The following is a 25457-nucleotide window of genomic DNA, read 5'->3' as shown; positions in this document are numbered from 1 at the left end:
TCCGCGTACTCTACCCGCCCGGCGCAACGGCATCGGATTGGGCATTCGCGAGCCGGGGCTCGGAAGGCGGCTCAGGGGCCTTCTTCCACCTCGCAACGATGGCGTCGTCGGCCGCCTCGGGCAGGGCCTCAAGCAGGGCATCGCGCTCGCGGGTGAAGAGGGCAGCGCGCTTCCACAGCTCTGCGAGCGGACCGGCCGGGAGCGTCTCCGGGAGCTGGCCGGCCGCGGCAGCGGCGGCACGGAGCGCAGCGCGGAGCCGTTCGAGCGCGGAATCGAGGGTGGCCGAACCCCCGGACTCCGCGGGGGCGCACGGGAGTTCGGCAGGCATACCATCCCCGAGCCACCCGGCCAGCGCCTCCTCATCCGCGGCCAGCTGCCCCACCAGCCCGGCTACCGTCGTACCGCGGGCCGGTACCGGCCGCTGCCAGGCATCGGGCGGGGCCAGGCTGAGCAGGCGGATGGTGACGGCCTGCTCGTACATCAGGCGGTCGACGGCCGAACGGACGATGACGTGCATGTCAGTGGCGCGACCGCCGGCGCTCGGCGCGGGCCCGGGGCCGCGGGGCAGCGGCCGGTTCACGAGCAGGCGCCGGCCCGAGCTGGGGAATGGCGTTCCAGCCGGCATATTCCGCCTTCCGGCCGAGCTCGCGCTCAATTTCGAGGAGGCGGTTGTACTTGGCGGTGCGCTCGCTGCGCGCCGGGGCGCCGGTCTTTATCTGCCCCGACCCAGTGGCGACGGCCAGGTCGGCGATGAAGGTATCCTCCGTCTCACCCGAGCGGTGGCTGATGACGGTTGTCCAGCCGGCGCGGTGGGCGGCCCCGACAGCCTCGAGGGTTTCGGTCAGCGTGCCGATTTGGTTGAGCTTGACCAGGACGCTGTTGGCGGCCCGCCCCGTGATGCCGCGCCGGATGCGCGCCGGGTTGGTCACGAACAGGTCGTCGCCCACCAGCTGGCAGCGCTGGCCGAGCCGCTCCGTGAGCAGCTTCCAGCCGTCCCAATCGTCCTCGGCAAGGCCGTCCTCAATTGAGCGGATAGGGTACTTCTCTACCCAGGCGGCCCAGTGCTCGACCATTTCGGCCGAGGTCAGGGTGCGGCCTTCCTTGGCGAGCGTGTACGTGCCATCGGCAAAGAGCTCGGTAGTCGCCGGGTCGAGGGCAAGAACGACGTCCTGGCCGGGGCGGTAGCCTGCACGCTCAATTGCCTGCATGACGACAGCGACCGCGGCCTCGTTCCCCGGCAGCGACGGCGCAAAGCCACCCTCGTCACCAACCGAGACGATGTGGCCTGCATCGTGAAGGACCGCTTTCAGCGCGTGATAGATTTCGACGCCCATGCGCAGCCCTTCGGCGAAAGTCGGCGCTCCGACCGGCATCACCATGAACTCCTGGAAATCCGTGCTGTCGGGAGCGTGCTTGCCGCCGTTCAGAATGTTGAACATCGGGACCGGGAGCAGGCGGGCAGTTGGGCCGCCAAGGTAGCGATAGAGCGGGACACCCCACGATTCGGCCGCCGCCCGCGCAACTGCCAGTGAGACCCCGAGGATGGCGTTCGCCCCGAGACGCGATTTGTTCGGCGTGCCGTCGAGTTCGCAGAGGATGCGGTCGACCATCACCTGGTCACTCGCGTCGACGTCAGCGAGCGTCTCAGCGATCGGCTCGTTGACATTGCGGACGGCCTTGAGCACTCCCTTTCCGCCGTAACGGGTGCCGCCGTCGCGCAGTTCGACAGCTTCGTGCGCACCCGTGGAGGCTCCCGAGGGCACCATGGCGACGCCGACCGTGCCGTCATCCAGGGCAACGAGCACGCGAAGGGTGGGATTGCCCCGGGAGTCGAGGACTTCCGAGGCTTCGATGTGTTCGATGTGCATGGCGTTCTCCTTACCCCCGGACCTCGGGCGCGTCGCCCAGTGGGATAAGCGCATCCGGGCTCGGGAGGTAGTCGATGTAGAGGATTCCGTTGATGTGGTCGATTTCGTGCTCGAGCGCCTCGGCCATCAGGTCGTTCTCGGCCTTGATGCGGACGAGTTTGCCGGTGTAGGGGTCGGTACCCTGGGCGACGACGCGCACAGAGCGAGGGATCTGGCCGCGAAAACCGGGGACCGAGAGGCAACCTTCATCGCAGGTCCGCTGCCCGGCCCGCCGTACGATCTCGGGGTTGACCAGCGCGATGGGCTGGTACCGCTCGTCGTGCACGTCGATCACGATCACGCGTAGCGGAACACCGATCTGCGGCGCAGCCAGCCCTACGCCGGGGGCGTCGTACATCGTTTCCCACATGTCCTCGATGAGCTTGTGAATCGAGCGGTCGATGGTGCGGACGCGCCGGGCCGGCTCGCGGAGGACCGGGTCGCCCGCACGGCGGATGGGAATGATGGCCACGTCTCCAGGGCTCCAAGGGTAGGTCGCTGCGCGCCGCTCGCCAGTGTACCGCGGCCCGGAGCTACGGGGGCAGCAAGGACGGACCTCTGGTAGACTTTGCCCGCCCGGCCCGAGCCGGGCTTTCGTGCGCCAAGAACCACCCGGAGAAGCGACGTGCCAGACGCCCCCGCCCTCGATTTCATCTTCCACCCGAAGTCCATCGCCATCGCCGGCGTCTCGGCGAAGGAGGGCGCCGGGTTTGGCGGCGGGGGGTTTGTGGCTTCGCTGCAGGAAATCGGCTTTCGCGGGCCGATTTACCTCATCCACCCGACGGCGCCGGCGATACGCGGCCTGAAGTGCTACCCGTCGCTCCGTGATATCCCCGACGATGTGGACTACGTCATTTCCTCGGTCCCGGCCCGGTTTGTGCCGCAGCTCCTCGAGGACTGCATCGCGAAGGGCGTGCGGGTGCTCCACCTGTTCACGGCCGGGTTCACCGAGACCGGCGATGCGGAGCGGGCCAAGATGGAACAGGCCATCGTCGCCCGGGCGCGCGAGGCCGGGATTCGCATCATCGGGCCGAACTGCATGGGGCTCTACGTGCCGGCTTCGCGGCTGGCGATGATGCCGGGCCAGCCGCCCGAGCCGGGACCGGTGGGCATGGTCTCGCAATCCGGGATGAACGCCGGCGAGTTCGTGCGGTACGCCACGCCGCGGGGCGTGCGCTGCTCCAAGGTCATCAGCTTCGGCAACGGCGCTGACCTCAAGGCTGCCGACTTCCTCGAGTACCTCGCCGACGACCCGGAGACGGGCATCATCGTTTCCTACCTCGAAGGTATCCAGGACGGGCCCCGGCTGGCGCGCGTGATCCGGAGGACGGCGGCCCTGAAGCCGCTGGTCATCCTCAAGAGCGGGCGGACTGAGGCGGGCTCCCGGGCCGCGAACTCCCACACCGCCTCGCTCGCCGGTTCGCTCCAGGTGTTCGACGCCCTGTGCCGGCAGGCGGGAGCCATCCGGGTCGAGAGCCTCGAAGAGCTGACCGACATGGCCGTGACCTTCCAGTTCGTGAAGCGGCTCAGCGGGCCGAATATCGTCGTCGTCGGCGGAGGCGGCGGCGCGAGTGTGCTGGCCGCCGATGACCTCGCTGCCGCCGGGCTGGTGCTCCCTCAGCTCCTGCCCGAGACGCAGGAAGCGCTGGCAAAGGTCACCGACGAGGCTGGCACGAGCATCCGGAACCCGATCGACACGACCTCGGTCTGGGAGGACGAGGGGTTTGAGGCCACCTTCCGGCCGGTGGCCGAGGCCCCGAACGTCGACGTCATCCTCTACCACACCGGCTTCGGCACCGGCCCGATGGCACGCGTGGGCGACGTGCGCACCCGGATGGCGCGCCAGGCGGAAACGCTCGGGCGGGTCCAGCGCGAATCTGGCAAGCCGGTCGTGGTGGCGATCCGCCCGGCCACGAACGTCGAGGGATTCCAGCAGTCGCTCGACTTCCAGGAGCTGTGCTGGCGGGCAGGCCTGGCCACCTACCCGTCGATCGCGCGGGCGGGGGTTGCCCTCGGGCACCTGCTGCGCTGGCAGCGAATGCGGGGCGACATTCCGCCAACTCCCTGAAGTTGATAGACTTGCTCGACAAATGGAAGGCCCCTCCTGGCTCCTGGGGTTCCGCGTCTGCGCCTGGCGAGTCGTCTCGCTCGACGCTGTCACCATGGCTGCCCTCGAGGGCGATGTACGGACCGCGCACCCCGGCGCCGCCATCGTGACCAGCTGCCAGCGGCTGGAGGTGTACGGGTTCGAACCGTGCGAATGCGGCGCTCCGGTACGGCTCGAAGGGTTGGCGGCGCTCGAGCGGCTCGCGGGTGTTGCGGCCGGGCTTGATTCGGTGGTCATCGGCGAGGCGCAGATCGCGGGGCAGGTTCGTGCTGCCTTCCGCGGGACGCGCGGGCCGCTCCGGGCTGCCGCAGATGTGGCGCTGGCCGCAGCCCGCGACGCCCGCCGGGCGTTTCCCAAGCGGAGCCATGCCGGCCACCTGCTCGACCGGGCCCTGGCCACGGCACAGGCTCAGCCCGGCGGACGGCTGCTGGTGCTCGGCACGGGCGCGATGGGTCGGCTCATCGCCGCGCGCGGGCGCGAACTCGGATTCGAGGTCCTGCTCGCAGGCCGGCGCGACCCGGAGATTGGCGTCCCCTTCCTGCCGCTGGCAAACGTTTCCGGGCTGGGACCGGTCGACGTCCTCGCCGGCTGTCTCGGGTCCGGCGCCGGCGCGGTCCGGCTCGAGGCGCTGCCCCCGGCGCGTCTCGCGATCGACCTGGGAACTCCGCGGAATTTCACCGGAGAACCCGCCGGGATGGTTATCCGGCTCGCCGACCTCCTGGCAGACGAATCCCGCAGGCCTCACGCGGTCGCCTTGCGGTCCCGCCTGGCGCAGGCAGTCCGGGCAGCAGTCGACCGGCGGCTGGCACGGGTTACTGAGGACTCCCAGCACCCGATTGGGCGATTCCGCCTGGCCCTCGAGCGCGTGCGCCAGGCAGCGCTTGCCGCCGCCCTGGCGGAACAGCCCACGGCCGACCGTGATGCCCTCGACCGGACCCTGCGCTCGGCGGTCAATCGGCAGTTTCATGACCTCACCGAGCAGCTGCGCCGGGAGCGCGCGTATGACCGGGCGCTCAGGCTCGCTGCAGCGCTCGAGTCCCATATCACCCCGGCCGGTGCGGAGCCTCCGGCGGCGGCGGTGCGCTGACCGAACCGGCAGCAGGCGCCTGGCAGGTCGGACACCAGGTGGTGTAGCGGATATCAACCCCCTGCCGCGCGGAGCGGAGCCGGGTGCCGCAGCGACGGCACGGCTGGCCTGCGCGCATGTAGACGTACATCGCCGGCCTGCGCTGAAGGCCGAAGGCGTTCGGCCGGCCGACGCTGGCCAGCAGCAGGTTGCGGGCCGTCTCGATGAGCTTCAGCAGCTGCTCGTCGCTCAGGTCCCGGACGCGGGCCCACGGGTACTGGCGGCAGCGGAAGAGCGTTTCGTGCTTCCAGATGTTGCCGACCCCGGCCATCACCCGCTGGTCCATGAGCGCGTCGCCGATGGTGAGGTCGGCACGGAGCGGGTCGCGGAACCGCGCAAGCGCCTCGGCCGCATCGAACTCCTCGGCGAGGAGGTCGGGACCGAGACCGGCAAGCGGCCGGTAGACTGGAAGCGCGCGTGTTTCGAGCAGCTCGACCACGGGCGCGCTGAAGTTGACGACGACGGCGTCGTCGACTTCGAGGACGAGGCGGGCCTCCCGCTCAGGGCGGGACCACCTTTGGCCCGGCCGGTAGACGTGCCAGGTGCCGTACATCCGCAGGTGGCCGCGGAGCGAGAGCCCGTTATCGAACTCGATCACGAGGTTCTTCCCAACGGACCGGGCACCCAGGCAGGTCGCACCGATCAGCCGCTCCACCTGCGGAACCGGCCCGGGGCCGTGCGATCGCGCGGCTCGGATCACCTTCCCGGCCAGGGCGCCGTGGACCCGGCCAGCGAACCGGTAGAGGGCGTCACCCTCGGGCATAGGTCATGGTCCCCAGAGCAGCTGGGCGGAGCGTGAGGCCCCGGTAGCCTGCTGCGAAGCCGCGCCGGGCGAGGTGCTCCGCCAGCGGGGATTCGGCGGCGGGCGCCCCGTCGATGCGTTCGATGGCCAGGCCGCGCGGGGCGAGCCATGGGGCGGCCCGGCAGAGGCAGTCGAGCGCGGCATCCAGCCGCTCCTCGCCGTCGGGGTCATCAGCCGGCAGCTGCAGGAGCGACTTTCCCCACCGCTCGAGGGCGAGCACGGGCCGGCCATCCACCAGGATCACGAAGTTCCCGGCAGTGCGGGCAGGTCCGCGGGCGGCGGCATCGCCAGCCGCGGGCCAGGGCAGCAGCTCGCCGTAGGGCTGGGCCGGGTCGACCGCGGCAAGGATAACGGCCTGCAGCCGGTCCGCGGGCTCCCGCTCCGCACGGATGCGGTCGACGGTGCCGGGCAGTGCGAACTGGGCGCCGCCAAGTCCTTCGACGAAATATCCGCGCCGGACGCGGCCGCGCTCTTCCATCTCGCGGAAGACCGGGTAGAGCGCCGAGAACCCGCCGCGGAGTGCCTCAGCGTTCACCGCCTCGCGGGCCGCAACGCCGCGGCGTTCGAGCACGGCGGAGGCCCAGGCGTGGAGCGCCCGGGTCCGGCCGAGCGGGGGCGGGAGGACAGACCACCGACCGGCGGCCTCCGGGGGAAGGCCGCGCAGGCGGCCGCCGGGGGCTGCGCCATCCCGGCCGCGCCGCGCCCACGCGCGGAGTGGAGCGAGCGTGTCGTTGGTGATGAACCCGCCCCAGACGAGGTCCCAGAGCACTCCGAGGACGTCCCGCAGCGGGGCGCCGGTAGCGGCGACGATGTCCGTGAAGAAGAGGGCGCCGCGTTGACGCAGGAGGTCGAGGACTGCCCGGGCAAGCGGGTCGTCCGGCGGTTCGGGAGCGGGCGGGACGAAGGCTGGTAAGCGCTCACGGGCCGCCAGCACAACCTTCCCGTCCTCGGACCGTAGCCGCCCGGCCCCGAACCATGCGACTTCGCCGGTGGCGCAGAGCGTATCCAGCATCGCTGGTGTGTAGTCCTCGACCCGCGCGGGCAGTATCACGCGCTCGAGCATCGATGCGGGGAGCGGGTACCCCTCGAGCTGGGCAATGGCATCCCGGAGCGCATCCAATCCGCGGCGGGGCCGAAGCAGGCCGTGCCAGCCGACGACGAAGCGCGCGTACGTCGCAGCGTCGACCGGCTCAACTTCCTCGCGCAGGCGGGCGATGGCGCGCCGTTTGATGGTCCGCAGCACCCCCACGTCGCACCACTCGGAGCCGCCGGTCCCCGGCCTGAACGTCCCGGCGACCACGCGGCCCTCCCGTTCGAGCTGCCGAAGGGTATCGGCAACGAGGGCGACGGGCAGATTCCAGCGGGAGGCGGGCTGCCCGGTGTCGAAGGGTCCGTGGGTGCGGGCGTACCGCGCCAGGAGCGACGCCAGTGCGCCCTCGGCAGGGGGCGCGAACGCGCCCGGCACACCCTGCGGCAGCGCAACCCCGAGTGCATCCCGGTAGCGCGCCGCATCTTCTGCGGGAATCCAGCGATCTTCGCCGGCGATGCGGACGGCGCAGACCCGGCCGGAGCGAGCGAGTTCGGCAAGCAGCGCACCGGCAAGCCCGGGCTCGGCGATGCGGGCCGCAACCTCGTCGGCCGTAAGGTCGCCGAGGCGGCGGAGGAGGTCGTGGAGGGTGTCGGCATCGGCTGGTTTCCGGGTCGCCGCCAGGGCCTGGAGCTCGAGTTCGACCTCGTCGATGAGGCGCGCGTCGAGGAGGTCGCGCAGGTCGGCCTCGCCGAGGAGGTCGCGGAGGAGCGACCGGTCGAGTGTCAGCGCCTGGGCCCGCCGCTCGGCCAGTGGGGCATCGCCCTCGTACATAAAAGCGGCGACGTATTCGAAGACGAGCGAGCGGGCGAAGGGCGAGGCATCGCGAACGGCCACTTCGCGCACCTCAACCTCGCGCTGCTGCACCCGCTGGAGCAGGCGATGGAGCGCGGGGAGGTCAAAGACATCCTGGAGGCACTCGCGGTAGGTCTCGAGGATGATGGGGAAGGAGCCGTACCGGCTGGCAACCGCAAGGAGGTTGGCTGCGCGGAGCCGCTGGAGCCAGAGGGGCGAGCGCGCGCCGGGCCTGCGGCGCGGGAGCAGGAGCGCGCGCGCGGCGTTCTCGCGAAAGCGGGCGGCGAACAGCGCGGTCGAACCAAGGCGCGAGAGGAGGAGGTCCTCGAGCTCGTCGGGGGCCGGGAAGAACACATCGAGTGGCGGGACGTCCTCGCCGCCGCCGAGCCGGATGGCGATGCCATCGTCACCCCAGATGACCTGCGACTCCGGGAAGCCGGCCTCCGCAAGCCTGGCCTCGATCGTCATCGCCCACGGCGCGTGGACGCGGCCGCCGTACGGCGAGAGGATAACGACCCGCCAGTCGCCGAGTTCGTCAAGGTACCGTTCGACCACGATGCGGCGGTCGGTCGGAAGACAGCCGGTGGCCTCGCGCTCTTCGACGAGGTAGTCGACGAGGTTCCGGGCGGCGCGCTCGTCGAGGTCGGCCTCTGTGGTGAGCCAGCCAATGGCCTCGTCCGGGCTTCGGAACCGCTCGAGTTGACGGGTAAAGGCGCCGACCGCCTCGCCGAGCTCTGCGGACCGCCCGATACCATCGCCCCGCCAGAACGGCATCTTGCCCGGCTGCCCAGGGGCCGGTGAAACGATCACGCGGTCGCGGGTGATCTGTTCAATCCGCCACGTGCTCGCGCCGAGGACGAACGTTTCGCCCGGGCGGCTTTCGTAGACCATCTCCTCGTCGAGTTCGCCGACACGCGGTCCCCCATCTCCGAGGAACACGCCGTACAGGCCGCGGTCGGGGATGGTCCCTGCGTTGACGATGGCAAGGGTCCGGGCGTCACGGCGGGCGCTGATGGTGCCGGTCTCGCGGTCCCAGGTGATGCGCGGGCGAAGCTCGGCGAACTCATCCGACGGGTACTGGCCGGCCAGCATCGCGAGGACGCCTTCGAGCTGCTCACGGCTCAGCGAAGCGAAGGGGTACGCCCGGCGGACCATCCCGAGCAGATCTTCGATGCTGAACTCCTCGACGGCGCACGCCGCGACAATCTGCTGGGCGAGGACATCGAGTGGATTTTTCGGGACCCGGGTTTCCTCGATCAGGCCCTCGCGCATGCGCCGGGTCACCACCGCACATTCGAGGAGGTCGCCGCGGTGTTTCGGCAGGAACCTGCCCCGGCTGACTGCGCCCACCTGGTGGCCTGCCCGCCCGACGCGCTGGAGACCGCTGGCGACCGATTTCGGCGATTCGACCTGGATGACGAGGTCGACCGCACCCATATCGATGCCCAGCTCCATCGAGCTTGTGCAGACGATACCCGGCAGGCGGCCGGCCTTCAGCTCCTCTTCGATGGCCAGCCGCTGTTCGCGCGCGACGGAGCCGTGGTGGGCGCGGAGGAGCTCCGCCCCGGCGAGTTCGTTGACCCGGGCTGCGATGCGCTCCGCAAGCCGGCGGTTGTTGACGAAGATGAGCGTCGATCGGTGTGCCCGGACCTGTTCGAGGATCTCCTGGTAGAAGGCGGGCCAGACTGAGCTTCGCTGCTCCGGGGACAGTTCGCTTTCCGGGACCGGACCGGCGAATTCCGCCGGCCGGCTCAGGTCCTCGAGCGGAACCACGACCTGCAGGTCGAGCGGGCGGCCGCTGCCAGCGTCGACGATGCGGACCGGGCGGTCGCCGCCGAGAAACCGGGCAATTTCGTCGAGCGGGCGCTGCGTCGCAGAGAGGCCGATGCGCTGAAACTCCCGCCCGGTGAGCCGTTCGAGGCGCTCAAGGGTCAGCGCAAGATGCGCCCCGCGCTTCGTGGCTGCCAGGGTGTGGATTTCGTCGATGATGACCGTTTCCGCCGTAGCCAAGACCTCGCGGGCGGCCGAGGTGAGCATCAGATAGAGCGATTCGGGCGTCGTGATCAGGATGTCAGGCGGATGGCGGCGGAGGTCTTCGCGTTCACGGGCAGGCGTGTCGCCGGTCCGCACTGCGACGTCGATTTCCGGGTCGGGTCGTCCATCGCGCAGGGCTGCGAGGCGCAGGCCGGCGAGCGGCGCGCGGAGGTTCCGCTCGATGTCGTAGGAAAGCGCCCGGAGCGGCGAGACGTAGACGACGCTCACACCGGGTCGCACCGGGCGCCCGTCGCGGCCGCGCGGGAGGGGTTCGCGCTGGACGAGGCGGTCGAGGCAGGCAAGGAACGCGGCGAGCGTCTTCCCCGACCCAGTCGGCGCGAGAAGGAGCGTATGTTCGCCGGTCGCGATTGCCTGCCAGCCAAGCTCCTGTGCGCGCGTCGGCCGGGCAAAGGCTGAGGTAAACCAGGACCGGGTGGCCGGGCTGAAGATTGCGAGGGGGTCGGCGGCCGGGGACCTGACCATGGGACGATTGTGCCAGAACTACCCGGTACCGAACAGATGTTCGCCATGCGGCGAGGGCGGAAACCCTACTGCTGTTCGGCCGCGGGTCTTGGCCTGGCGCGGTCGGGCGCGGATTTTGCCGATTTGGACGTTATGGCGTCGGTGATGAAGCCGAGGCGGTGGCGCCGGACATCGTGCTCAGGGTGGATTTCGACGCGGAAGATGGTCTGGTACGGGATGAAGACCTGGGTCGGATGGTCGTGGTCGGGGCTGGAGGTCTGCAGGGCGACCCACTGGTCGCCGACACCGCTGATGCCGTTGACGTAGTGGGTGACACCGTCAATGGTTGTGAGTTCAACGACAGGGACTTCGCAGTTGACCTGCGTGCAAAAGGCGGCAATGGCCGGCGGGAGAACCTTCTCGAAGAAATTTCGATCGAACGGTGCGCCATTTGCGGCGACTGGCGCGGCGGCAGGGATGGCGGCCACGCCCGGGGGCAGGTAAATGATGCGAGATGGCTGGGTCACCGGGGCAGCGTAGCCCTAATGATCGGCGGCTGGCAACCGCGCCCCAGGACGCTCCACAATCCGGACCCGCCGTCGCGGTGCCTGCCGTTCGCAGGTTGGGCAGTGGTAGACGACGCTGATGCCGTGGCCGCATTCGCCGTCGACCAGGGCGAGGTCGGCGTCCGCGTAGCGCTGGCCCCAGTCAGCGAGCGCCCCGACCACGACACCGAGAGCGTGGCCTTTGGCGGTCAGGCGGTATTCGTAGCGGGGCGGGTGGTCGCTGTACGGTCGGCGTTCGAGGACTCTGGCAGCCTCAAGCGCGCGGAGGCGGGCGGTCAGCACTGCTGGAGGGATGCCCTCCACCGATTCGCGCAGTTCATTGAATCGCCGGCGCCCGCGGAGGAGGTCACGGACGATGAGGAGCGTCCAGCGGTCGCCGACGAGCTCGAGCGTGGCAGCAACAGGGCAGCGGACGGCGTCGGCCATGGTAGCCTCCCGGGGTTGGTTGCGTTATGCTACGCGCGCGCAGGGGTAAGTTCAAATAATGAAGTGACCCCCAATCCCGGCGCAGAGACCGCCCCATGCTGCCATCCACCCGCACCATCCTCGACCGTGCGCTCGACGGGCTTCTCCCGACAGAGCCCGAGGCGCTCGCCCTCGCCGATGAGACCGACCTCGGGCCGCTGCTCGAGACGGCCGCAGCGCTCCGCGACCGCGCTCACCTGAACGTGATTTCCTACTCGAGGAAGGTGTTCATCCCGCTGACCCAGCTCTGCCGGGATGTCTGCCACTACTGCACGTTCGCGAAGCCGCCGCGGCCCGGCCAGCGGGCCTACATGACCCCGGAGGAGGTGCTGGAGATCGCCCGTGCCGGGGCAGCCGCCGGCTGCCACGAGGCGCTCTTCACGCTCGGCGACAAGCCCGAGCTGCGGTACCGGGTCGCGCGCCGGGAGCTCGACGAGATGGGCTACCCGTCGACCATCTCCTACCTTGCCGCCATGGCTGAGCTGGTCCAGCGCGAGACGGGCCTGCTCCCCCACGCGAACCCGGGCGTCATGACGCCGGACGAGATTGCGATGCTCCGCCGCGTGTCCGTCTCCCAGGGCATCATGCTCGAGAGCGTGGCGGAGCGGTTGTTCACGGAGAAGGGCGCAGTTCACTACGGCTCGCCCGACAAGCGCCCGTCGGTCCGGCTGGCCACGATTGCCGAGGCCGGACGCCAGCAGGTGCCGTTTACCTCGGGCATCCTCATCGGTATCGGCGAGACCCGCCGGGAGCGGATCGAGTCGTTGCTCGCGCTGCGCCGGCTCCACGAGGAGTACGGGCACCTCCAGGAGGTGATTATCCAGAACTTCCGCGCCAAGCCGGACACCAGGATGGCGAACGCGCCGGAGCCGGACCTTGACGACCTGCTCTGGACGATCGCCGTGGCCCGGATCGTGTTTGGCGGGGAGATGAACATCCAGGCTCCGCCGAATCTGAGCTACGACGACTACCCGCGGCTGGTCGCAGCAGGACTGAACGACTGGGGCGGGGTCTCGCCAGTAACTCCTGACCACGTCAATCCCGAGGCACCGTGGCCCCACCTCGAGCAGCTCCGCCGGCGGACGGCGGAATGCGGCAAGGTCCTCGTCGAGCGCCTGCCGGTCTACCCGGCCTATGCGCTAGACGCCGACCGGTGGCTGGACCCCGCGCTGCGGACGTCCGTCATCCGCGCCATTGACGCCGACGGGTTTGCACGCACGGAGTCCTGGTCACCGGGCGATGCCACAACGCGCCCGCCTGAAGCCGACATCCCGCGCCGGCTCGACCCGGCCCGGCAGATCGATACGTCGACGGCGGAGGTGGGCGAGATTCTCGCGTGGCGGGCGGCGGGCCATGACCTGACCGAAGCACAAATCGAGCGCCTGTTCCGCGCCCGCGGAGATGACTACCACCTCGTTTGCGAAGCGGCCGACGAGCTGCGGCGTGCAGTCAACGGCGACGTTGTGAGTTATGTCGTAAACCGGAACATCAACTATACGAACATCTGTTACTTCCGCTGTCAGTTCTGCGCCTTTGCGAAGGGAAAGCTGAGCGAAAGCCTGCGGGGCGTCCCGTACGACCTGGACACGGCGGAGGTCGCCCGCCGGGTGCGAGAGGCCTGGGAACGCGGCGCCACCGAGGTGTGTATGCAGGGCGGCATCCACCCGGAGTACACCGGCGAGACCTACCTGGATCTGGTGCGGGCGGCAAAATCGGCCGTCCCGGAGATGCACATCCACGCGTTTTCCCCGCTCGAGGTTGCGCAGGGTGCGGAGACGCTGGGCATCTCCGTTCGCGAGTTCCTGCTCCGCCTGCGTGAGGCGGGGCTGGGGACGCTCCCCGGTACCGCGGCCGAAATCCTCGATGATGAAGTTCGCGTGACCCTCTGCCCGGACAAGCTTTCGACCGAGCAGTGGCTCCGCGTCGTGGAGGAGGCCCACCGGGTCGGGTTCAAGACGACATCGACCATCATGTATGGGCACATCGACCGGCCGCGGAACTGGGCGCGCCATCTTGTGCGGCTCCGGGAGCTGCAGAAACGCACCGGGGGGTTCACGGAGTTCGTGCCGCTGCCGTTCGTCCACATGGAGGCGCCCATTTACCTGAAGGGGCGGGCACGCCGGGGTCCTACGTTCCGTGAGGCGGTGCTGATGCACGCTGTCGCCCGGCTCGCCCTCCACCCGTACATCACGAATATCCAGGTCTCCTGGGTGAAGATGGGCGTGGAGGGCGTCCGCGCCTGCCTGAATGCGGGCGTGAACGACATGGGCGGGACGCTGATGAACGAAAGCATCTCGCGCGCCGCCGGCGCCGGGTTCGGGCAGGAGCTGCCGCCGGAGGAGATGGAGCGCACCATCCGGGAGATGGGCCGGACACCCCGGCAGCGCACGACGACCTACGGGAGTGCGCCCGAGGAGCGGGTGATCGCGTCGTTCGGGGCACCGCCGCTGGCCCCCATCGTGCTCACCCCGGTCAAGAAGTACGAACGAAAGCCGGCAGCAGCCGGAGCGGGCGATTAAACCGTTGCGCCTCGGCTGGCGCCGGTCAGCTCGGCCATGAGCTTCAGCGCCTCGGGGTCGCGCGACTGGACGAGCAGCGTGGTGACGCCGGCATCTTCCCAGTCGCGGAAGCGCTCCCGAATGCGGGCCACCGGTCCAACGAGCGACATCTCGTCGGCGAGCTCGTCGGGCACCGCCTCCTCAGCCTCGCGCTTTCGGCCGGCGAGGTATAGCTCCTGAATGCGCTTCGCGGCGTCACCGTAGCCGTATTTCACGGCCATCTCATTGTGGAAGTTCTTCTCGCGGGCGCCCATGCCGCCGATGTAGAGGGCAAGGAACGGCTTCTGCGCGGCGAGCAGGGCGCCGACGTCGTCGCCGATGGCGACCGTGCAGCCGGCTGCGATGTCAAAGTCCTTCCAGCTCTTCCCATTGCCGGCGCGGCGGAATCCTTCTTCAAGATGCGGCCGGAACATCGGCATGCGGCGCGGCGAGAACCAGATGGGGAGCCAGCCATCGGCAAGTTCCGCGGTGGCACGGATGTTCACGGGCCCCATCGTCGCCAGGTAAATGGGGAGCTGCCGGCCGTGGAGGATGCTCTTCAGCGGCTTGCCGAGCCCGGTGGCGCCGGGACCGCGATAGGGCAGCTGGTACTCCTCGCCGTCGAAGGTGACCGGTTCGTCGCGAGCCCAGATTTTTCGCAGAATCTGGACGTATTCGCGCATCCGAACAGCCGGTTTGCCGTACGGCACTCCGTGCCAGCCTTCGACGACCTGGGGACCGCTCAGCCCGAGGCCGACCATCACGCGCCCGCCGGAAAGGGCGTCGAGGGTCGACATGGTCATTGCTGTCATCGCCGGGGTACGGGCCGGGATTTGCATGACAGCGGTGCCGAGGCGGATGCGCGTCGTCAGGGCGGCGATATATGCCAGCGGCGTGACGGCGTCGGAGCCGTACGCCTCAGCCGTCCAGACAGAGTCATAGCCGAGCGATTCGGCGTAACGGATGAGGTCGATGGGCAGGTCGATGCGGGAGCCGGAGTAGCCGATGTTGATGCCAAGTTTCATGGCGTCAATCTTTTCACACTTCGGTCAGCTATCCAAGAAATCGGCTGGTAATCCTGACCGATCAGGCGATGAACCGGTAGCCCTTGCCCCGGATGGTCTGAATCGCGTCGGAGGTGCCGAGCACCTCGCGGAGCTTGCGCCGGAGGTTGCTGACGTGGGCACGGACGAGCGTGCTGGCGCCTGCAGCGTCGTGATACTGCCATACATCGACCAGGAGGTCGCGCGGATGAAGCGTCTCGCCTTCGTGTTCCATGAGGTAGGCGAGGAGCGTCGCCTCGATGTTCGTGAGGTGCACCTGCCGTTCGCCACAGCGCAGGGTGTTGGAGGCGAGGTCCAGGTCGAGGCCACGCTCGTTGCCGCGGTGGCGCGGCAGACCGATCCGCTCGCGCAATGCCTCGCCGATGGCCTCGAGGGGAAAAGGTTTCTTTACGACTGCGCCTTCGATGCGGAAATGGGGACGGCGTGCCCCCTTGTGGAGCAGGTAGATCATCGCCGGCGGTTGCTTTTGGAGGACCTGGGCGAGCCACTGGTTGAACTGCGCGAAGCTGGCCCCGTTCTCGCCCCGCGGTACCCCCTGCACATCGACGATGAGCGCATCGAAAACGGAACTGCCCAACGTCTCCATGGCACGGTCGTAGCTGTCGGCCGTCGCCGCATCATACCCCCGAGCCCGCACGTAGTCGGCGATAGCAGACCGGGTGCGCGGCTCACGACTTATGACAAATACCGATGGCATAGCTGTTATTCGCCGACCTGGCCGACCGGCTGGTAAAGGAGTTGACGCATCTTCGTGACCGGGCAGGCCGGTGTCAAGCTAACGGAAGCCCCAAGCCAGAACATCATCAACGACTCCTCCCGACGGCAGCACCGCGAGGTCACAGGCGTGTCGGCCGGGGGCCGGGCCAACTGCGGGTGAGAGCATATCGCCCCGGCGTTTGCCGGGTCCTGCATGCTTTCATTAGGGTGCGCTGGCTCCGCTCAGCACGTAGTCAACGTCCTGGAGCCCGTGCACACGGGCCTTGATGATGCGGTGCGGCGCATCTCGTTCGACCCAGGCGAACTGGGTTATGGTGGAGGTGCTGATGCGCACCTTCCAGGTACGGAAGGTGCCCGCAGGTACGGTGACTTCTTCTTCGCCCTCGACACGCAGCCTGACATCGAAGACCGCACCGGTCGCGGCCGAAACGTTTCGGTAGGTGCCCTCGTAGCCGGTCTGGAGGTCGATCCCGCGAACCAGCCAGAGCATGGATTCATCGTCGTAATAGGCCGGGTCGGGGTTCTTCTCCGTCGCCCGGGGCAGGTCGCGCTCAGTTTGGCGGACCTTGCCGTTGTCGTTCGCTTCAAACTTCACTACAGGGTATGCGTACGTCGCTGTGAACGAGATGCGGCGATTTTTTTCGGCGTCGGTCTGCACGCGCGTTGACGAGATTGGTTCAAGGGTCTGGGCCTCGACGGTGGCGATGCCGTCATCGCGATGGGGCCCAGGCTCATCGGAGCAAAGCCGGCTGAGCCTGGTCACGCCCGGCTCGAACTCGACGTCGGTCTCGAGGACACAGGTCCCGTACGGTTCGCGCCCGCTGGCGAGCAGGTCGTAGACAAACCGCTCGTCGGCGGTCCATGGCGGGCCGAGGAAGACCCGCTCGGCCGGCGGGTCTTCGGAGGCGGTGCAGGCAGCGAGCAGGGCGCCGGCCAGGGCGAGGGGCAGGGCAAGAGAGGGAAGACGATTCAATGTACCGTTGCTCCAGCGACACGTGAAATTCTGGCGAGCGCCTCGTCGATGTCTGTGCGGCTGACGTCGAGGTGCGTCACCATGCGGAAGCGGCCCGGACCGAAGCTGACGGCGAGAACGCCCGCCTGTTCGAACTTCCGCAGCCAGTCGTCGACGTCGCCCTGGAGGACCTCGACAACCACGATGTTGGTCTGCGGAGGAACAGGGCGGAACGGCCCGATGGCTGCGAGTCCGCTGGCGAGGTGTCGGGCGTTAGCGTGGTCATCAGCGAGCCGGCCAATGTGATGGTCCAGCGCATACAATGCGGCCGCAGCAAGCACGCCTGCCTGCCGCATGCCACCGCCCAGCAGCTTGCGGAACCGCCGGGCACGGGCGATGAACTCGCGGCTCCCGCAAAGGACGGACCCGACGGGCGCCCCGAGTCCTTTGGAGAAGCAGAAGGAGACTGAATCGCATGGCGCCGCGAGAAGCTCGACAGGCGTCCCCAGCGCAACCGAGGCATTGAACATGCGGGCGCCATCAAGGTGCACGGCCACGCCGCGGGCACGGGCGACCCCGGCCAGTTCGGCCGTGGCGGCAGCGGAGAGCGCCGCGCCGCCGCAGCGGTTGTGGGTGTTCTCGAGGCAGAGCAGGCGGGTTCCGGGGGAATGGATCGTCTGCGGGCGGATGGCCCGCTCGACCTCATCGGGCGCGAGACTTCCGTCCGCAAGATTGGGCAGGGTACGGGTCACGAGCCCGGCGACGCGTGCAACGCCCCCGACCTCGTACTGAAAGATGTGGGACTGGTCGCCCAGGATAACTTCATCGCCCGGGGTGGTGTGCGCGAGGAGGGCGACCAGGTTCGCCATAGTACCGCTGGGAACGAAGAGCGCGGCGTCCTTGCCAACCAGTGCTGCGGCGCGGGCCTCGAGGCGGTTGACCGTCGGGTCATCGCCGAAAACATCGTCGCCGACTTCGGCAGCAGCCATCGCCGCACGCATGGGCGGCGTCGGCCGTGTGACCGTGTCGCTGCGCAGGTCGATGACCCTGGTCACCGGGAGCGGCGCTCCCAGAGGGTCTGATAGTGTGACGCCCCGGTGATGGCGGCGATGACTTCCTTACGCTCGAGTGCCATGAGCTCTTCGAGTGCACGCGCGCAGGCGTCCGTCGTTTCATCGGAGCCGAGCGAGGAGGCGCGGTCGACGAGGCGCTGCCAGGCTCCGCTCGCTAGCAGGACGGGGACCGACCTCGGCCAGTGGAACGTCATAACACGTTCAGGAAGCGGGAACTCCGGGCGCAGGCGCTTGATGGAACGGAACCGCTCTTCGACCGACTCGGCGCGGGGCACGACCCTAATAAGCGGTTCGATGCCTGGGCGAGTGCGGAAATCGACGAGCAGGCGACGATCAATGAAGTGGAAGCGAACGACGAGGACATCGGCCGTGTCGATGACCCGGAAAACTTCGTCGAGGTCGACGCCGTACTCGTCACTCATCTTCAAGCCCCGCGGGCGGCCCAGGGACGCCCGTTGTCGGCGGCCCGGCCGCATATCCAGTGGTCGGGGTGCCGCGATTCGAACGCGGGACCTCCTGGCCCCAAACCAGGCGCTCTGCCAAGCTGAGCTACACCCCGCTGCCGACAAGGGTACGCTGGCAGCGGGTTCCGCGCGAAACCGTGTCGGCGTGGTGGCGGAGAGGGTGGGATTCGAACCCACGGTGGGTTGCCCCACGACCGTTTTCAAGACGGTTCCCTTCAACCACTCGGGCACCTCTCCATCCACCATTGTACCGATGGGCGGCCCGAGGCGCCCGGTTAGCACTCTTGACACGTGAGTGCTAACCGGCCGAACATTGGATCACGTTGATCCCCATCTCGAGGTGCGCCGTTGCCGACCTACGAGTACCACTGCCCGGCCTGCGATGCGACGTATGAGCTGCGCCAGGGTTTCGATGCGCCTACCACGCACCCGTGCGAAGAATGCGGCAAGGGCACGGCCAAGCGCGTGCTTCACGCCCCCCCGATCGTGTTCAAGGGTAGCGGCTGGTACATCACTGATAGCCGGAACAAGTTATCGGCGGTGAACGACAGCGAGTCCTCGGGCAGCGAGGCAACAGTCGGCTCGGCATCGGAGTCGACCGGAGAGGCGGCGGCAGCGTCCTAAGCTGGTTGCGGAGGTCGACGCTTCTGTCATGCCCCCGGCGGCGGATATACTCCGCCCATGGCGCGTGAGGTCCAGCCGGTCCGCACTCCCAGGACCCCCGAGGCCATCGCTACCCGCGACCGAATCCTCAAGGCGGCGCGCGAACTGTTCAGCGAACGCGGCTTCGATGGTACGTCAGTGCGGATGATCGCGAACCGGGCGGGCGTGAGCGACCCGGCCGTTCACTACTATTTCCCCAGCAAGTACGACCTCTTCCGGGCGCTGATGGTTCAGCCCGACTACCGCACCCCGCCGGTGGCACGCTCGCTGGATGAGGCGGTCGACGTGCTCTCCGCGATGTTCGACTGGTGGGCGGAGAACGCTCCGCTTGTCCGCATCCTCACCCAGCAGCAGCTCCGGGGCGACCCGGAAGCCATCGAGTACTTTCACGACGGCGAGGCCCGTTACCGGGCCGAGGTGGCATCCATCCTAGGCTCGGCCGGGTACGAGGGGGATTGCGAGACAGCGGCGGACCTCCTTTTTCATACCCTCTCGGGGTTCATGTGGGATGCGGTCATGACGTACGGCAACGCCGCAAGGGAGGTGCTGGCCCAGCCCGTGTTCAAGGACCGTATCCGGTTCGCCATCCGCTGCGCCCTCGGGATGGAGGGCTGCTGTGGCGGGTGAACGCGAGGCACGCGGGTTCGAGGCCCACGCAAACGATACACCGCGGGACGACACGCGTGCCCGCATCCTGGCGGCAGCGATGGAGGCCTTCGCCCGGGACGGCTTCGACGGGACGTCCGTGCGCTCGATCGCGCGGCGCTGCGGCATATCGGACGCCGGCGTGTTCTACTACTTCCCGACAAAGCGTCACCTCCTCGAGGCGCTCTGGAACGAGGCTCCGGCAGGGTCGTTCCCGGTTGGCGAGCCCGGGGCTCCGCTGACCGCCGAACGGCTGGCGGAGCTGGTGCGCGCGACGATTCACATCTCGGCCGAAAACTTTACGTACCTCCGGCTGGTTGCACGGCAGGCGCTGAGCTCCGATGAAACGGCGATTGCGCTCCGCAACGCGTCGCGCGCTCGGTGGCGGACGGCGCTCATGAAGCATTTCCAGGCAGCGGGGCCGCACGCCGCAGAACTCGTCGAAACGTTCGCAGCTGCAGTCACCGGGTACCTGTTGCGGCTGGAAATCGAAACGGGCGACGCGTTCCCGGAGGCCGTGCGCGATGAGCGGTTCCAGGGACGGGTCATCCGCGCGGTCCAGCGGCTCCTCCCGGTAGCACCCGGCGAACCCGCGGCTGCCGGCTGATGCGGGCGGTGATCCAGCGCGTCCGGCGGGCAGCGGTGTCGGTCGCCGGGGAGCAGGTTGCCAGTATCGGACCGGGGATGGTCGTGCTGCTCGGCATCGCCCGCCATGACGACGCGGCGACGGCCGCGCGACTGGCCGGGCGAGTTACAGGGCTCCGAATCTTCGATGATGGTGCCGGGCACATGAACCTCGACCTGGCCAGTATCGGCGGGGCCGTACTCTGCATCAGCCAGTTCACCCTCTACGGCGATGTGCGCCGGGGGCGCCGTCCATCATTCGAGGCTGCTGCGCCTGCGGAGCAGGCCAGGCCACTCTATGAGGCGTTCGTCGCTGCCATTCGCGCGGCCGGCATCCCTTGTGAGACGGGCGTCTTCGGTGCGGAGATGCAGGTCGAGCTGGTCAACGACGGCCCGGTGACCCTCATTGTCGACTCCGCCGACCTCGAGCGGCCGCGCCGGGCTTGACCGGAACGCAGCCCGGCGCCCAACGTTCACTTCATTCACTTCGCACCTGCTGCCCGGAGGAGTTCCATGCGCATACGCCAGCTGCTCGTGAAGACCTTGCGCGAGGCGCCGGCAGAGGCTGAGCTGCCCAGTCACCGCCTGCTGCTGCGGGCGGGGCTGGTGGTGCCGCTCGCGGCCGGGCTGTACTGCTTCACACCGCTCGGCTGGCGCGTGGTCCGGAGCATCGAGCGGATTATCCGGGAAGAGATGAACCGTTCCGGCGCGCTGGAAGTCCACCTCCCTGCGCTCCACCCAATCGAGCTCTGGGAGCAGAGCGGCCGGGCGGCGCTCATGGGCCAGACGCTGTTCCGTCTCTTCGACCGGAAGGAGCGAGAGTTCGCCCTCGGACCGACTCACGAGGAGGTCATTTCATACCTCGCGTCGCGCGCTATCCAGAGCTACCGCGACCTGCCGGTCACGCTCTACCAGATTCAGACAAAGTTCCGCGACGAACCGCGGCCGCGCGGCGGGCTGATCCGGCTGCGCGAGTTCACCATGAAGGACGCCTACAGCTTCGATACCGGCTGGGACACCCTCGACGCCTCGTACGATGCCGCCTTCGCAGCCTACCAGCGCATCTTCCGCCGGGCCGGGGTGCCGGTCATCCCGGTTGCTGCCGACTCGGGCGCCATCGGGGGTAAGGACTCGCAGGAGTTCGTCTTCCTGACCGAAAGCGGCGAGGACACGATCCTGCTCTGCCCGGGCTGCGGGTATGCCGCGAACGCCGAGAAGGCTGAGTTTGTCCCGGCCCCTGCCGTCCCCGGCGAGCCGGCGCCGATGGAGCGCGTGCACACCCCGGGCAGGCGGACCATTGCCGAGGTCGCGGAGTTCCTCGGTGTGGAGCCCCGGCAGACATTGAAGGCGGTGTTCTACAAAGCCGACGGAAAGCCGGTCTTCGTGGCAATTCGCGGCGACCTCGAGGTGAACGAGGTCAAGCTGAAGAACGCCCTCGGTGCGCGCGAGGTTGAGCCGATGGACGAGGCAACTGTCCGGGAGCTCGGGCTGGTCGCCGGGAGCGCTTCGCCGGTCGGCGTTTCAGGCATCCCGGTTATCGCCGACCGGAGCGCCGTCGATTCCCCGAACCTGGTCGGCGGGGCGAATGAGCCGGATTACCACCTCCGGAACGTGAACCACGGCCGCGACTGGCAGGCGACGCTGGTCGCCGAGATCGCGCTGGCGCGGACGGGCGACGCGTGCCGCACGTGCGGCCAGGCCCTCGAGACCCGCCGGGGGATCGAAATGGGCCACGTCTTCAAGCTCGGCACGCTCTACGCCGAGAAGATGGGGGTGTACTACCTCGACGAGCACGGGGAGCGCCGGCCGTGCGTGATGGGCTGCTACGGCATCGGCGTGGAGCGCCTGCTTGCGGCGATCATCGAAGCCAACCATGACGCCGACGGCATCCGCTGGCCGTGGGAGGTCAGCCCGTTCGACGTCCATGTCGTTGTTATCGGCGCCGGGGAGGCGGCGGTCGATGCCGCGCTTTCTGAGCTTGAACAGGCGCTCCAGAGATCGGGCCTCGAGCCGCTCATCGACGACCGCGACGAGTCGCCCGGCATCAAGTTCAAGGACGCGGACCTCCTCGGCATGCCGATGCGGGTGACGGTGAGCCCGCGGGCCCTGGAGCGCGGCGGCGTCGAAGTACGCGACCGCGCGACGGGCGAAACCCGGGTGCTCAGCCCTGCCGATGCGGCAGCCGCGATCGCCGCGGCCCGCTCCAAGGCGATCGAAGCGGGCCGCTGAATCGTCCGGGGTAGGCCGGGGTTAGTCGCCGCCGGCGAGCGCAGGCTGACGGATGAACTCGTAATCGTCGGGGTTCGGCTCGCGCGTCTGCTGCCAGTACTCGATGAGGTTGAACGGCCAGTTCTGGGCCGACCGCCCCTTCTCGTTGCGGTACCAGCTGTTGACCGTGGCCACGCCCCAGACGCGCTCGAGGTTGCCGCGGTCGATTCGCTCGTTATAGGCATCGTGGACATCCTTGCGGACGTCCAGGGCGCGCTCGCCGCGGTCGAAGAGCATCTTGAGGCAGCCCATGACGTACTGCACTTCGCACTCGGAGAAGTAGATGATGCTGCCGTTGACGACGATGTTGGTGTTCGGGCCGTAGAGCATGAAGAAATTCGGGAAGCCCGGCACGGTGATGCCGAGGTAGGCGCGGGCGTCGCCGTCCCATTCGCGGTGGAGGTCCTTCCCGCCGCGGCCGAGCACGCGCATGGGCGTAAGAAACTTCGAGGCCTGGAATCCGGTGCCGTAGATGAGCACGTCGGCCTCGTAGAGGGTTCCGTCCGCGGTTACGACGCCGGCCTCGGTCACCTCGCGGATCTTGTCGGTGATGAGGCGGACATTGGGACGCTTGAGCGTCGCCGCCCAGATGCCGTTATCCAGGATCAGGCGCTTGGCGGCGGGCGGGTAGTCCGGCATCACCTTGGGCAGCAGGTCGGGCCGGTCCGCGAACTGCATCTGCAGGTAGGCGGTCAGCAGCTGGCGGAGATTCTCGTTCTCAGGGCCGACCGAGCGGGACTTGTCGGGCCAGTTAGGGTCGACCTTTGCGGCAGCGAGGAGGCCGTCGGTGGTGTTCCAGAACAGCCAGAACCGGTACCAGTGGGCGTAATGGGGCACGTGCGTGAAGAGCCACCGGAGGCCAGCCGGGACCTCATCGTGATAGTGCGGCACCGGCACGTACCAGTTGGGCGTTCGCTGGAAGATCGTGACTTCGCCGGCGACCTTTGCCACTTCTGGGATGAACTGGGCGGCGCTCGCCCCGGTCCCGATGACGGCGACCCGCTTGCCGGCGAGGTCGACGGAGTGGTCCCAGCGGGCAGAGTGGAACTGTGGACCGCGGAACCGCTCGAGGCCCGGGATATCGGGTATCTTGGGGCGATTCAGCTGGCCGACGGCGCTGATGACCGCGTTGGCGCGGAGCTCTTCTTCGGTGCCATCAGCCCGGCGGACATGGACGACCCACTCGGCGCGGTCCTCGTCCCACTGCAGGAGGGTGACCTCGGTGTTGAACTGGACGTGCTCGCGAACGCCAAACTCGCGGGCGCATTCCTGGAAGTACTCGAGGAGCACGGGCTGCGTGGAGTAGTGGGTCGGCCAGTCGTTCTTCTGGGCGAAGCTGTAGCTGTAAAACGCGTTCGAAACGTCGACACGCGCGCCCGGGTAGGTGTTCTCCAGCCAGGTGCCGCCGATGTCGTGGTTCTTTTCGAGGATGGTGAAGGGGATGCCCGCCTGCTTGAGACGGATGCCGGCGAGGATGCCGGACATCCCTGCACCGATGATGATGACGCTGAACGGAACCGAGGGGTCCTTCCGCCAGGCGGGAGCGCGGGGGTCCTGGCCCTCGGGCGCGAGTTCTTCGAGCAGGAGCGGGACGTAGTCCTCGGAAACCGGAGAGCCGGTCATCCACGCCGTAATCCGGAGCAGCGCCTCCTCGACCGGGACCTCGCCGGAGACCTGGCCGTCCCGGAGCCGCTTGAGCGCTTCGAAGGCGACCTCCTTCGCCTCGGCCTGCTGGGCGGGCGTCATGCCGCCCTGCTGGACTCCCGGTGCAACGCCCGGCGGCCGGAGGGATTCACGCAGGATGGAAAAGTCACCGGTAGCCTGTGCAAGGGCAGGCAGCAGCGCCGGGAGGAAGGCGTCCTCGAGGGCGGCGCGCAGTTCATCATCGGTGGCGACGAGCGGTTCAATGGGGCGGCTGATAGGCATCGGTGCTGTCTCCTTCTCACGGCGGCCGGGGCCGCGGTGCTTCCGCGGAAAGGTTAGCGTCTCCCGAAGGATTTTGCTCGTGACGCGTGTCCGGGCCGGCACAGTTTCGCGCGCCGGGCGGCATTTCGCTCCTGACCGCAGCGAAACGTCGAGTGGTGGGCCCGCCAGGATTCGAACCCGGGACCGATCGGTTATGAGCCGACTGCTCTCACCGCTGAGCTACGGGCCCTCCGCCGGGCATGATAGCAGCAGCGCCTGGCCGGAGCTGGCCGGGCGGGCTACCAGCGACGGCCCTTGCCGCCTTTGCGGTCGTTCCAGCCGCGTCCACCGCGGCCGCCGCCACGGTCCATCGGCTCGAAATCGCCCCAGCTCCCGAAGCCGCTCGAGCGAGGCTCCCGGGGAGCACTGCGGCCCCCGGAAGATGCGAGGCCGCGGGGCTGGGGCTGGAAGCAGTCGCTGCAATAGACGGGACGCCCGGTGGTCGGCTCGAAGGGGACCTTCGCGACCTTGCCGCAGGAGGCGCAGACGGCGTCGTAGAGCTGACGCGGCGGCCGGGAGTCGGCAGCAGCTGAGCTTCCGCCCTGCTGGGCCTTGCGGGCTCGACGGCAGGACGGGCAGCGCCGCGGTTCCTGCGTGAACCCCTTGGATGCGTGGAACTCCTGCTCGCCAGCAGTAAAGGTGAAGGACGCTCCGCAATCGATGCAGGCGAGCGACTTGTCGGCAAACGACACTCGATGACCCTCCAAGATGTGGTGGAACCTGCGGTCATCGAGCGTTTCCGGGACTGGCGAGAATGACCTCTCCGTGAGGCCGATGGAACCTGGTTACCGCTTGGAGGGTAACAGGTTCAGGCGGAGCGTGTCATTAGCGCGAGCCGCCAGCAGCCCGCGAGGACCGGCAATTCGGCCGGAACGCTGCTCCGGGCGTATACTTGCGATTGGCCATCTCGTTCAGTGCCGCTCCGGGCCCAACGGTCTCCTCCTGGGGAGAAGTCGCGGACTCCGGCCGGATGGCCCCCCGCGGAGGCAGCGCGGGAAAGGGCCCAAGTACCGCCACACGCAACGTGGAAGGAGGCTTGGGACATGGGCACCGGTCCGCCACGCAATACCCGGTGATTCGCAGCCCGCCGGCCGCTCAACCTGCCGGCCGATTCCGTCCTCAATTCGCCGCGAC

Annotated in this window: 21 protein-coding genes, 3 tRNA genes and 1 pseudogene; 8 read left to right on the top strand and 17 right to left on the bottom strand. The window is 68.6% G+C overall.

Annotation, left to right across the window (positions count from 1 at the left end; translation table 11 throughout):
- Positions 1-10: 10 nt before the first annotated feature.
- The 3 genes from A9A59_RS14100 to def are packed head-to-tail and all read right to left on the bottom strand — an operon-like array spanning position 11 to position 2379.
- Entirely contained in the window at positions 11-517 is a 507-nt protein-coding gene (locus A9A59_RS14100; protein WP_165772594.1) for a hypothetical protein, read from the bottom strand.
- A gap of 1 nt (position 518) precedes the next feature.
- Positions 519-1868 (bottom strand): phosphopyruvate hydratase, encoded by a 1350-nt coding sequence (gene eno, locus A9A59_RS08390; RefSeq protein ID WP_098503845.1) that lies wholly within the window; start codon positions 1866-1868, stop codon positions 519-521.
- A gap of 10 nt (positions 1869-1878) precedes the next feature.
- A complete protein-coding gene (def, locus tag A9A59_RS08385; protein WP_098503844.1) occupies positions 1879-2379 on the bottom strand; it encodes a peptide deformylase in 501 nt (166 codons plus the stop codon).
- Positions 2380-2532: 153 nt separating this feature from the next.
- On the opposite strand from def, the gene A9A59_RS08380 reads away from it, so the two are divergent.
- Entirely contained in the window at positions 2533-3975 is a 1443-nt protein-coding gene (locus A9A59_RS08380; protein ID WP_165772592.1) for an acetate--CoA ligase family protein, read from the top strand.
- 22 nt (positions 3976-3997) lie between these two features.
- Positions 3998-5101 carry a glutamyl-tRNA reductase gene (locus A9A59_RS08375; protein ID WP_165772591.1) on the top strand — a complete coding sequence of 368 codons (1104 nt, stop codon included), beginning with the start codon at positions 3998-4000 and terminating at the stop codon, positions 5099-5101.
- Here the strand turns inward: A9A59_RS08375 and A9A59_RS08370 are convergent.
- From A9A59_RS08370 to A9A59_RS08355, 4 genes are all read right to left on the bottom strand, one after another.
- Positions 5058-5903: an Fpg/Nei family DNA glycosylase gene (locus A9A59_RS08370; protein ID WP_098503842.1), complete on the bottom strand. Its 846-nt coding sequence runs from the start codon at positions 5901-5903 to the stop codon at positions 5058-5060. The two genes, A9A59_RS08375 and A9A59_RS08370, sit on opposite strands and share 44 nt — an antisense overlap.
- Positions 5890-10341 carry an Lhr family ATP-dependent helicase gene (locus tag A9A59_RS08365; RefSeq protein ID WP_098503841.1) on the bottom strand — a complete coding sequence of 1484 codons (4452 nt, stop codon included), beginning with the start codon at positions 10339-10341 and terminating at the stop codon, positions 5890-5892. The genes A9A59_RS08370 and A9A59_RS08365 overlap by 14 nt, the downstream gene beginning before the upstream one ends.
- Before the next feature lie 65 nt (positions 10342-10406).
- On the bottom strand, positions 10407-10847 hold the full coding sequence (locus A9A59_RS08360) for a hypothetical protein (RefSeq protein ID WP_098503840.1): 441 nt from the start codon (positions 10845-10847) through the stop codon (positions 10407-10409).
- Between the two features lie 15 nt (positions 10848-10862).
- Complete coding sequence (locus tag A9A59_RS08355) at positions 10863-11312, bottom strand: winged helix-turn-helix transcriptional regulator (protein ID WP_098503839.1); 450 nt, start codon at positions 11310-11312, stop codon at positions 10863-10865.
- A 95-nt stretch (positions 11313-11407) separates the two neighbouring features.
- Here A9A59_RS08355 and cofH point away from each other — a divergent pair, with 95 nt between their 5' ends.
- Positions 11408-13870 (top strand): 5-amino-6-(D-ribitylamino)uracil--L-tyrosine 4-hydroxyphenyl transferase CofH, encoded by a 2463-nt coding sequence (gene cofH / locus A9A59_RS08350; RefSeq protein ID WP_098503838.1) that lies wholly within the window; start codon positions 11408-11410, stop codon positions 13868-13870.
- Here the strand turns inward: cofH and A9A59_RS08345 are convergent.
- The 7 genes from A9A59_RS08345 to A9A59_RS08310 all read right to left on the bottom strand — a co-directional run bounded on the left by A9A59_RS08345 (position 13867) and on the right by A9A59_RS08310 (position 18395).
- Complete coding sequence (locus A9A59_RS08345; RefSeq protein WP_098503837.1) at positions 13867-14913, bottom strand: LLM class F420-dependent oxidoreductase; 1047 nt, start codon at positions 14911-14913, stop codon at positions 13867-13869. The genes cofH and A9A59_RS08345 overlap by 4 nt on opposite strands.
- Positions 14914-14974: 61 nt before the next feature.
- Complete coding sequence (locus tag A9A59_RS08340; RefSeq protein ID WP_165772590.1) at positions 14975-15529, bottom strand: winged helix-turn-helix domain-containing protein; 555 nt, start codon at positions 15527-15529, stop codon at positions 14975-14977.
- Between the two features lie 342 nt (positions 15530-15871).
- The gene (locus A9A59_RS08330) at positions 15872-16642 is read right to left on the bottom strand and encodes a DUF3108 domain-containing protein (RefSeq protein WP_098503834.1); all 771 of its coding nucleotides are present in this window, start codon (positions 16640-16642) and stop codon (positions 15872-15874) included.
- A complete protein-coding gene (ltaE, locus tag A9A59_RS08325; protein ID WP_423242397.1) occupies positions 16639-17622 on the bottom strand; it encodes a low-specificity L-threonine aldolase in 984 nt (327 codons plus the stop codon). The genes A9A59_RS08330 and ltaE overlap by 4 nt, the downstream gene beginning before the upstream one ends.
- 50 nt (positions 17623-17672) lie before the next feature.
- A complete protein-coding gene (locus A9A59_RS08320) occupies positions 17673-18116 on the bottom strand; it encodes a S1 domain-containing protein (RefSeq protein WP_098503832.1) in 444 nt (147 codons plus the stop codon).
- Between the two features lie 60 nt (positions 18117-18176).
- Positions 18177-18253 (bottom strand) — tRNA-Pro (locus A9A59_RS08315).
- Positions 18254-18307: 54 nt separating this feature from the next.
- Positions 18308-18395, bottom strand: a tRNA-Ser gene (locus A9A59_RS08310).
- A gap of 111 nt (positions 18396-18506) precedes the next feature.
- Here A9A59_RS08310 and A9A59_RS08305 point away from each other — a divergent pair.
- From A9A59_RS08305 to A9A59_RS08285, 5 genes are all read left to right on the top strand, one after another.
- Positions 18507-18782: an FmdB family zinc ribbon protein gene (locus A9A59_RS08305; RefSeq protein ID WP_098503831.1), complete on the top strand. Its 276-nt coding sequence runs from the start codon at positions 18507-18509 to the stop codon at positions 18780-18782.
- Between the two features lie 57 nt (positions 18783-18839).
- On the top strand, positions 18840-19448 hold the full coding sequence (locus A9A59_RS08300) for a TetR/AcrR family transcriptional regulator (protein ID WP_098503830.1): 609 nt from the start codon (positions 18840-18842) through the stop codon (positions 19446-19448).
- Positions 19438-20073, top strand: a complete 636-nt coding sequence (locus A9A59_RS08295) for a TetR/AcrR family transcriptional regulator (protein ID WP_098503829.1) — start codon at positions 19438-19440, stop codon at positions 20071-20073. Before A9A59_RS08300 ends, A9A59_RS08295 begins: the two co-directional genes overlap by 11 nt.
- Positions 20073-20537 (top strand): D-aminoacyl-tRNA deacylase, encoded by a 465-nt coding sequence (gene dtd / locus A9A59_RS08290; RefSeq protein WP_098503828.1) that lies wholly within the window; start codon positions 20073-20075, stop codon positions 20535-20537. Before A9A59_RS08295 ends, dtd begins: the two co-directional genes overlap by 1 nt.
- Positions 20538-20603: 66 nt before the next feature.
- Positions 20604-22319 (top strand): proline--tRNA ligase, encoded by a 1716-nt coding sequence (locus tag A9A59_RS08285; protein ID WP_098503827.1) that lies wholly within the window; start codon positions 20604-20606, stop codon positions 22317-22319.
- A 21-nt stretch (positions 22320-22340) separates the two neighbouring features.
- Here A9A59_RS08285 and A9A59_RS08280 read toward each other — a convergent pair whose 3' ends face one another.
- The 3 genes and pseudogenes from A9A59_RS08280 to A9A59_RS08270 all read right to left on the bottom strand — a co-directional run.
- Positions 22341-24284, bottom strand: a complete 1944-nt coding sequence (locus tag A9A59_RS08280) for a flavin-containing monooxygenase (protein WP_098503826.1) — start codon at positions 24282-24284, stop codon at positions 22341-22343.
- Positions 24285-24437: 153 nt separating this feature from the next.
- Positions 24438-24513: transfer RNA gene (locus A9A59_RS08275), tRNA-Ile, on the bottom strand.
- A 202-nt stretch (positions 24514-24715) separates the two neighbouring features.
- Positions 24716-25015: pseudogene (locus A9A59_RS08270) on the bottom strand (zinc-ribbon domain containing protein); the annotation flags it as partial.
- Between the last annotated feature and the right edge of the window lie 442 nt (positions 25016-25457).

Source organism: Tepidiforma thermophila (assembly GCF_002563855.1).
Taxonomy (GTDB): Bacteria; Chloroflexota; Dehalococcoidia; order Tepidiformales; family Tepidiformaceae; genus Tepidiforma; species Tepidiforma thermophila.
Note: the sequence above shows the minus strand (reverse complement) of the source record. Positions and strands in the feature narration are given on the sequence as shown.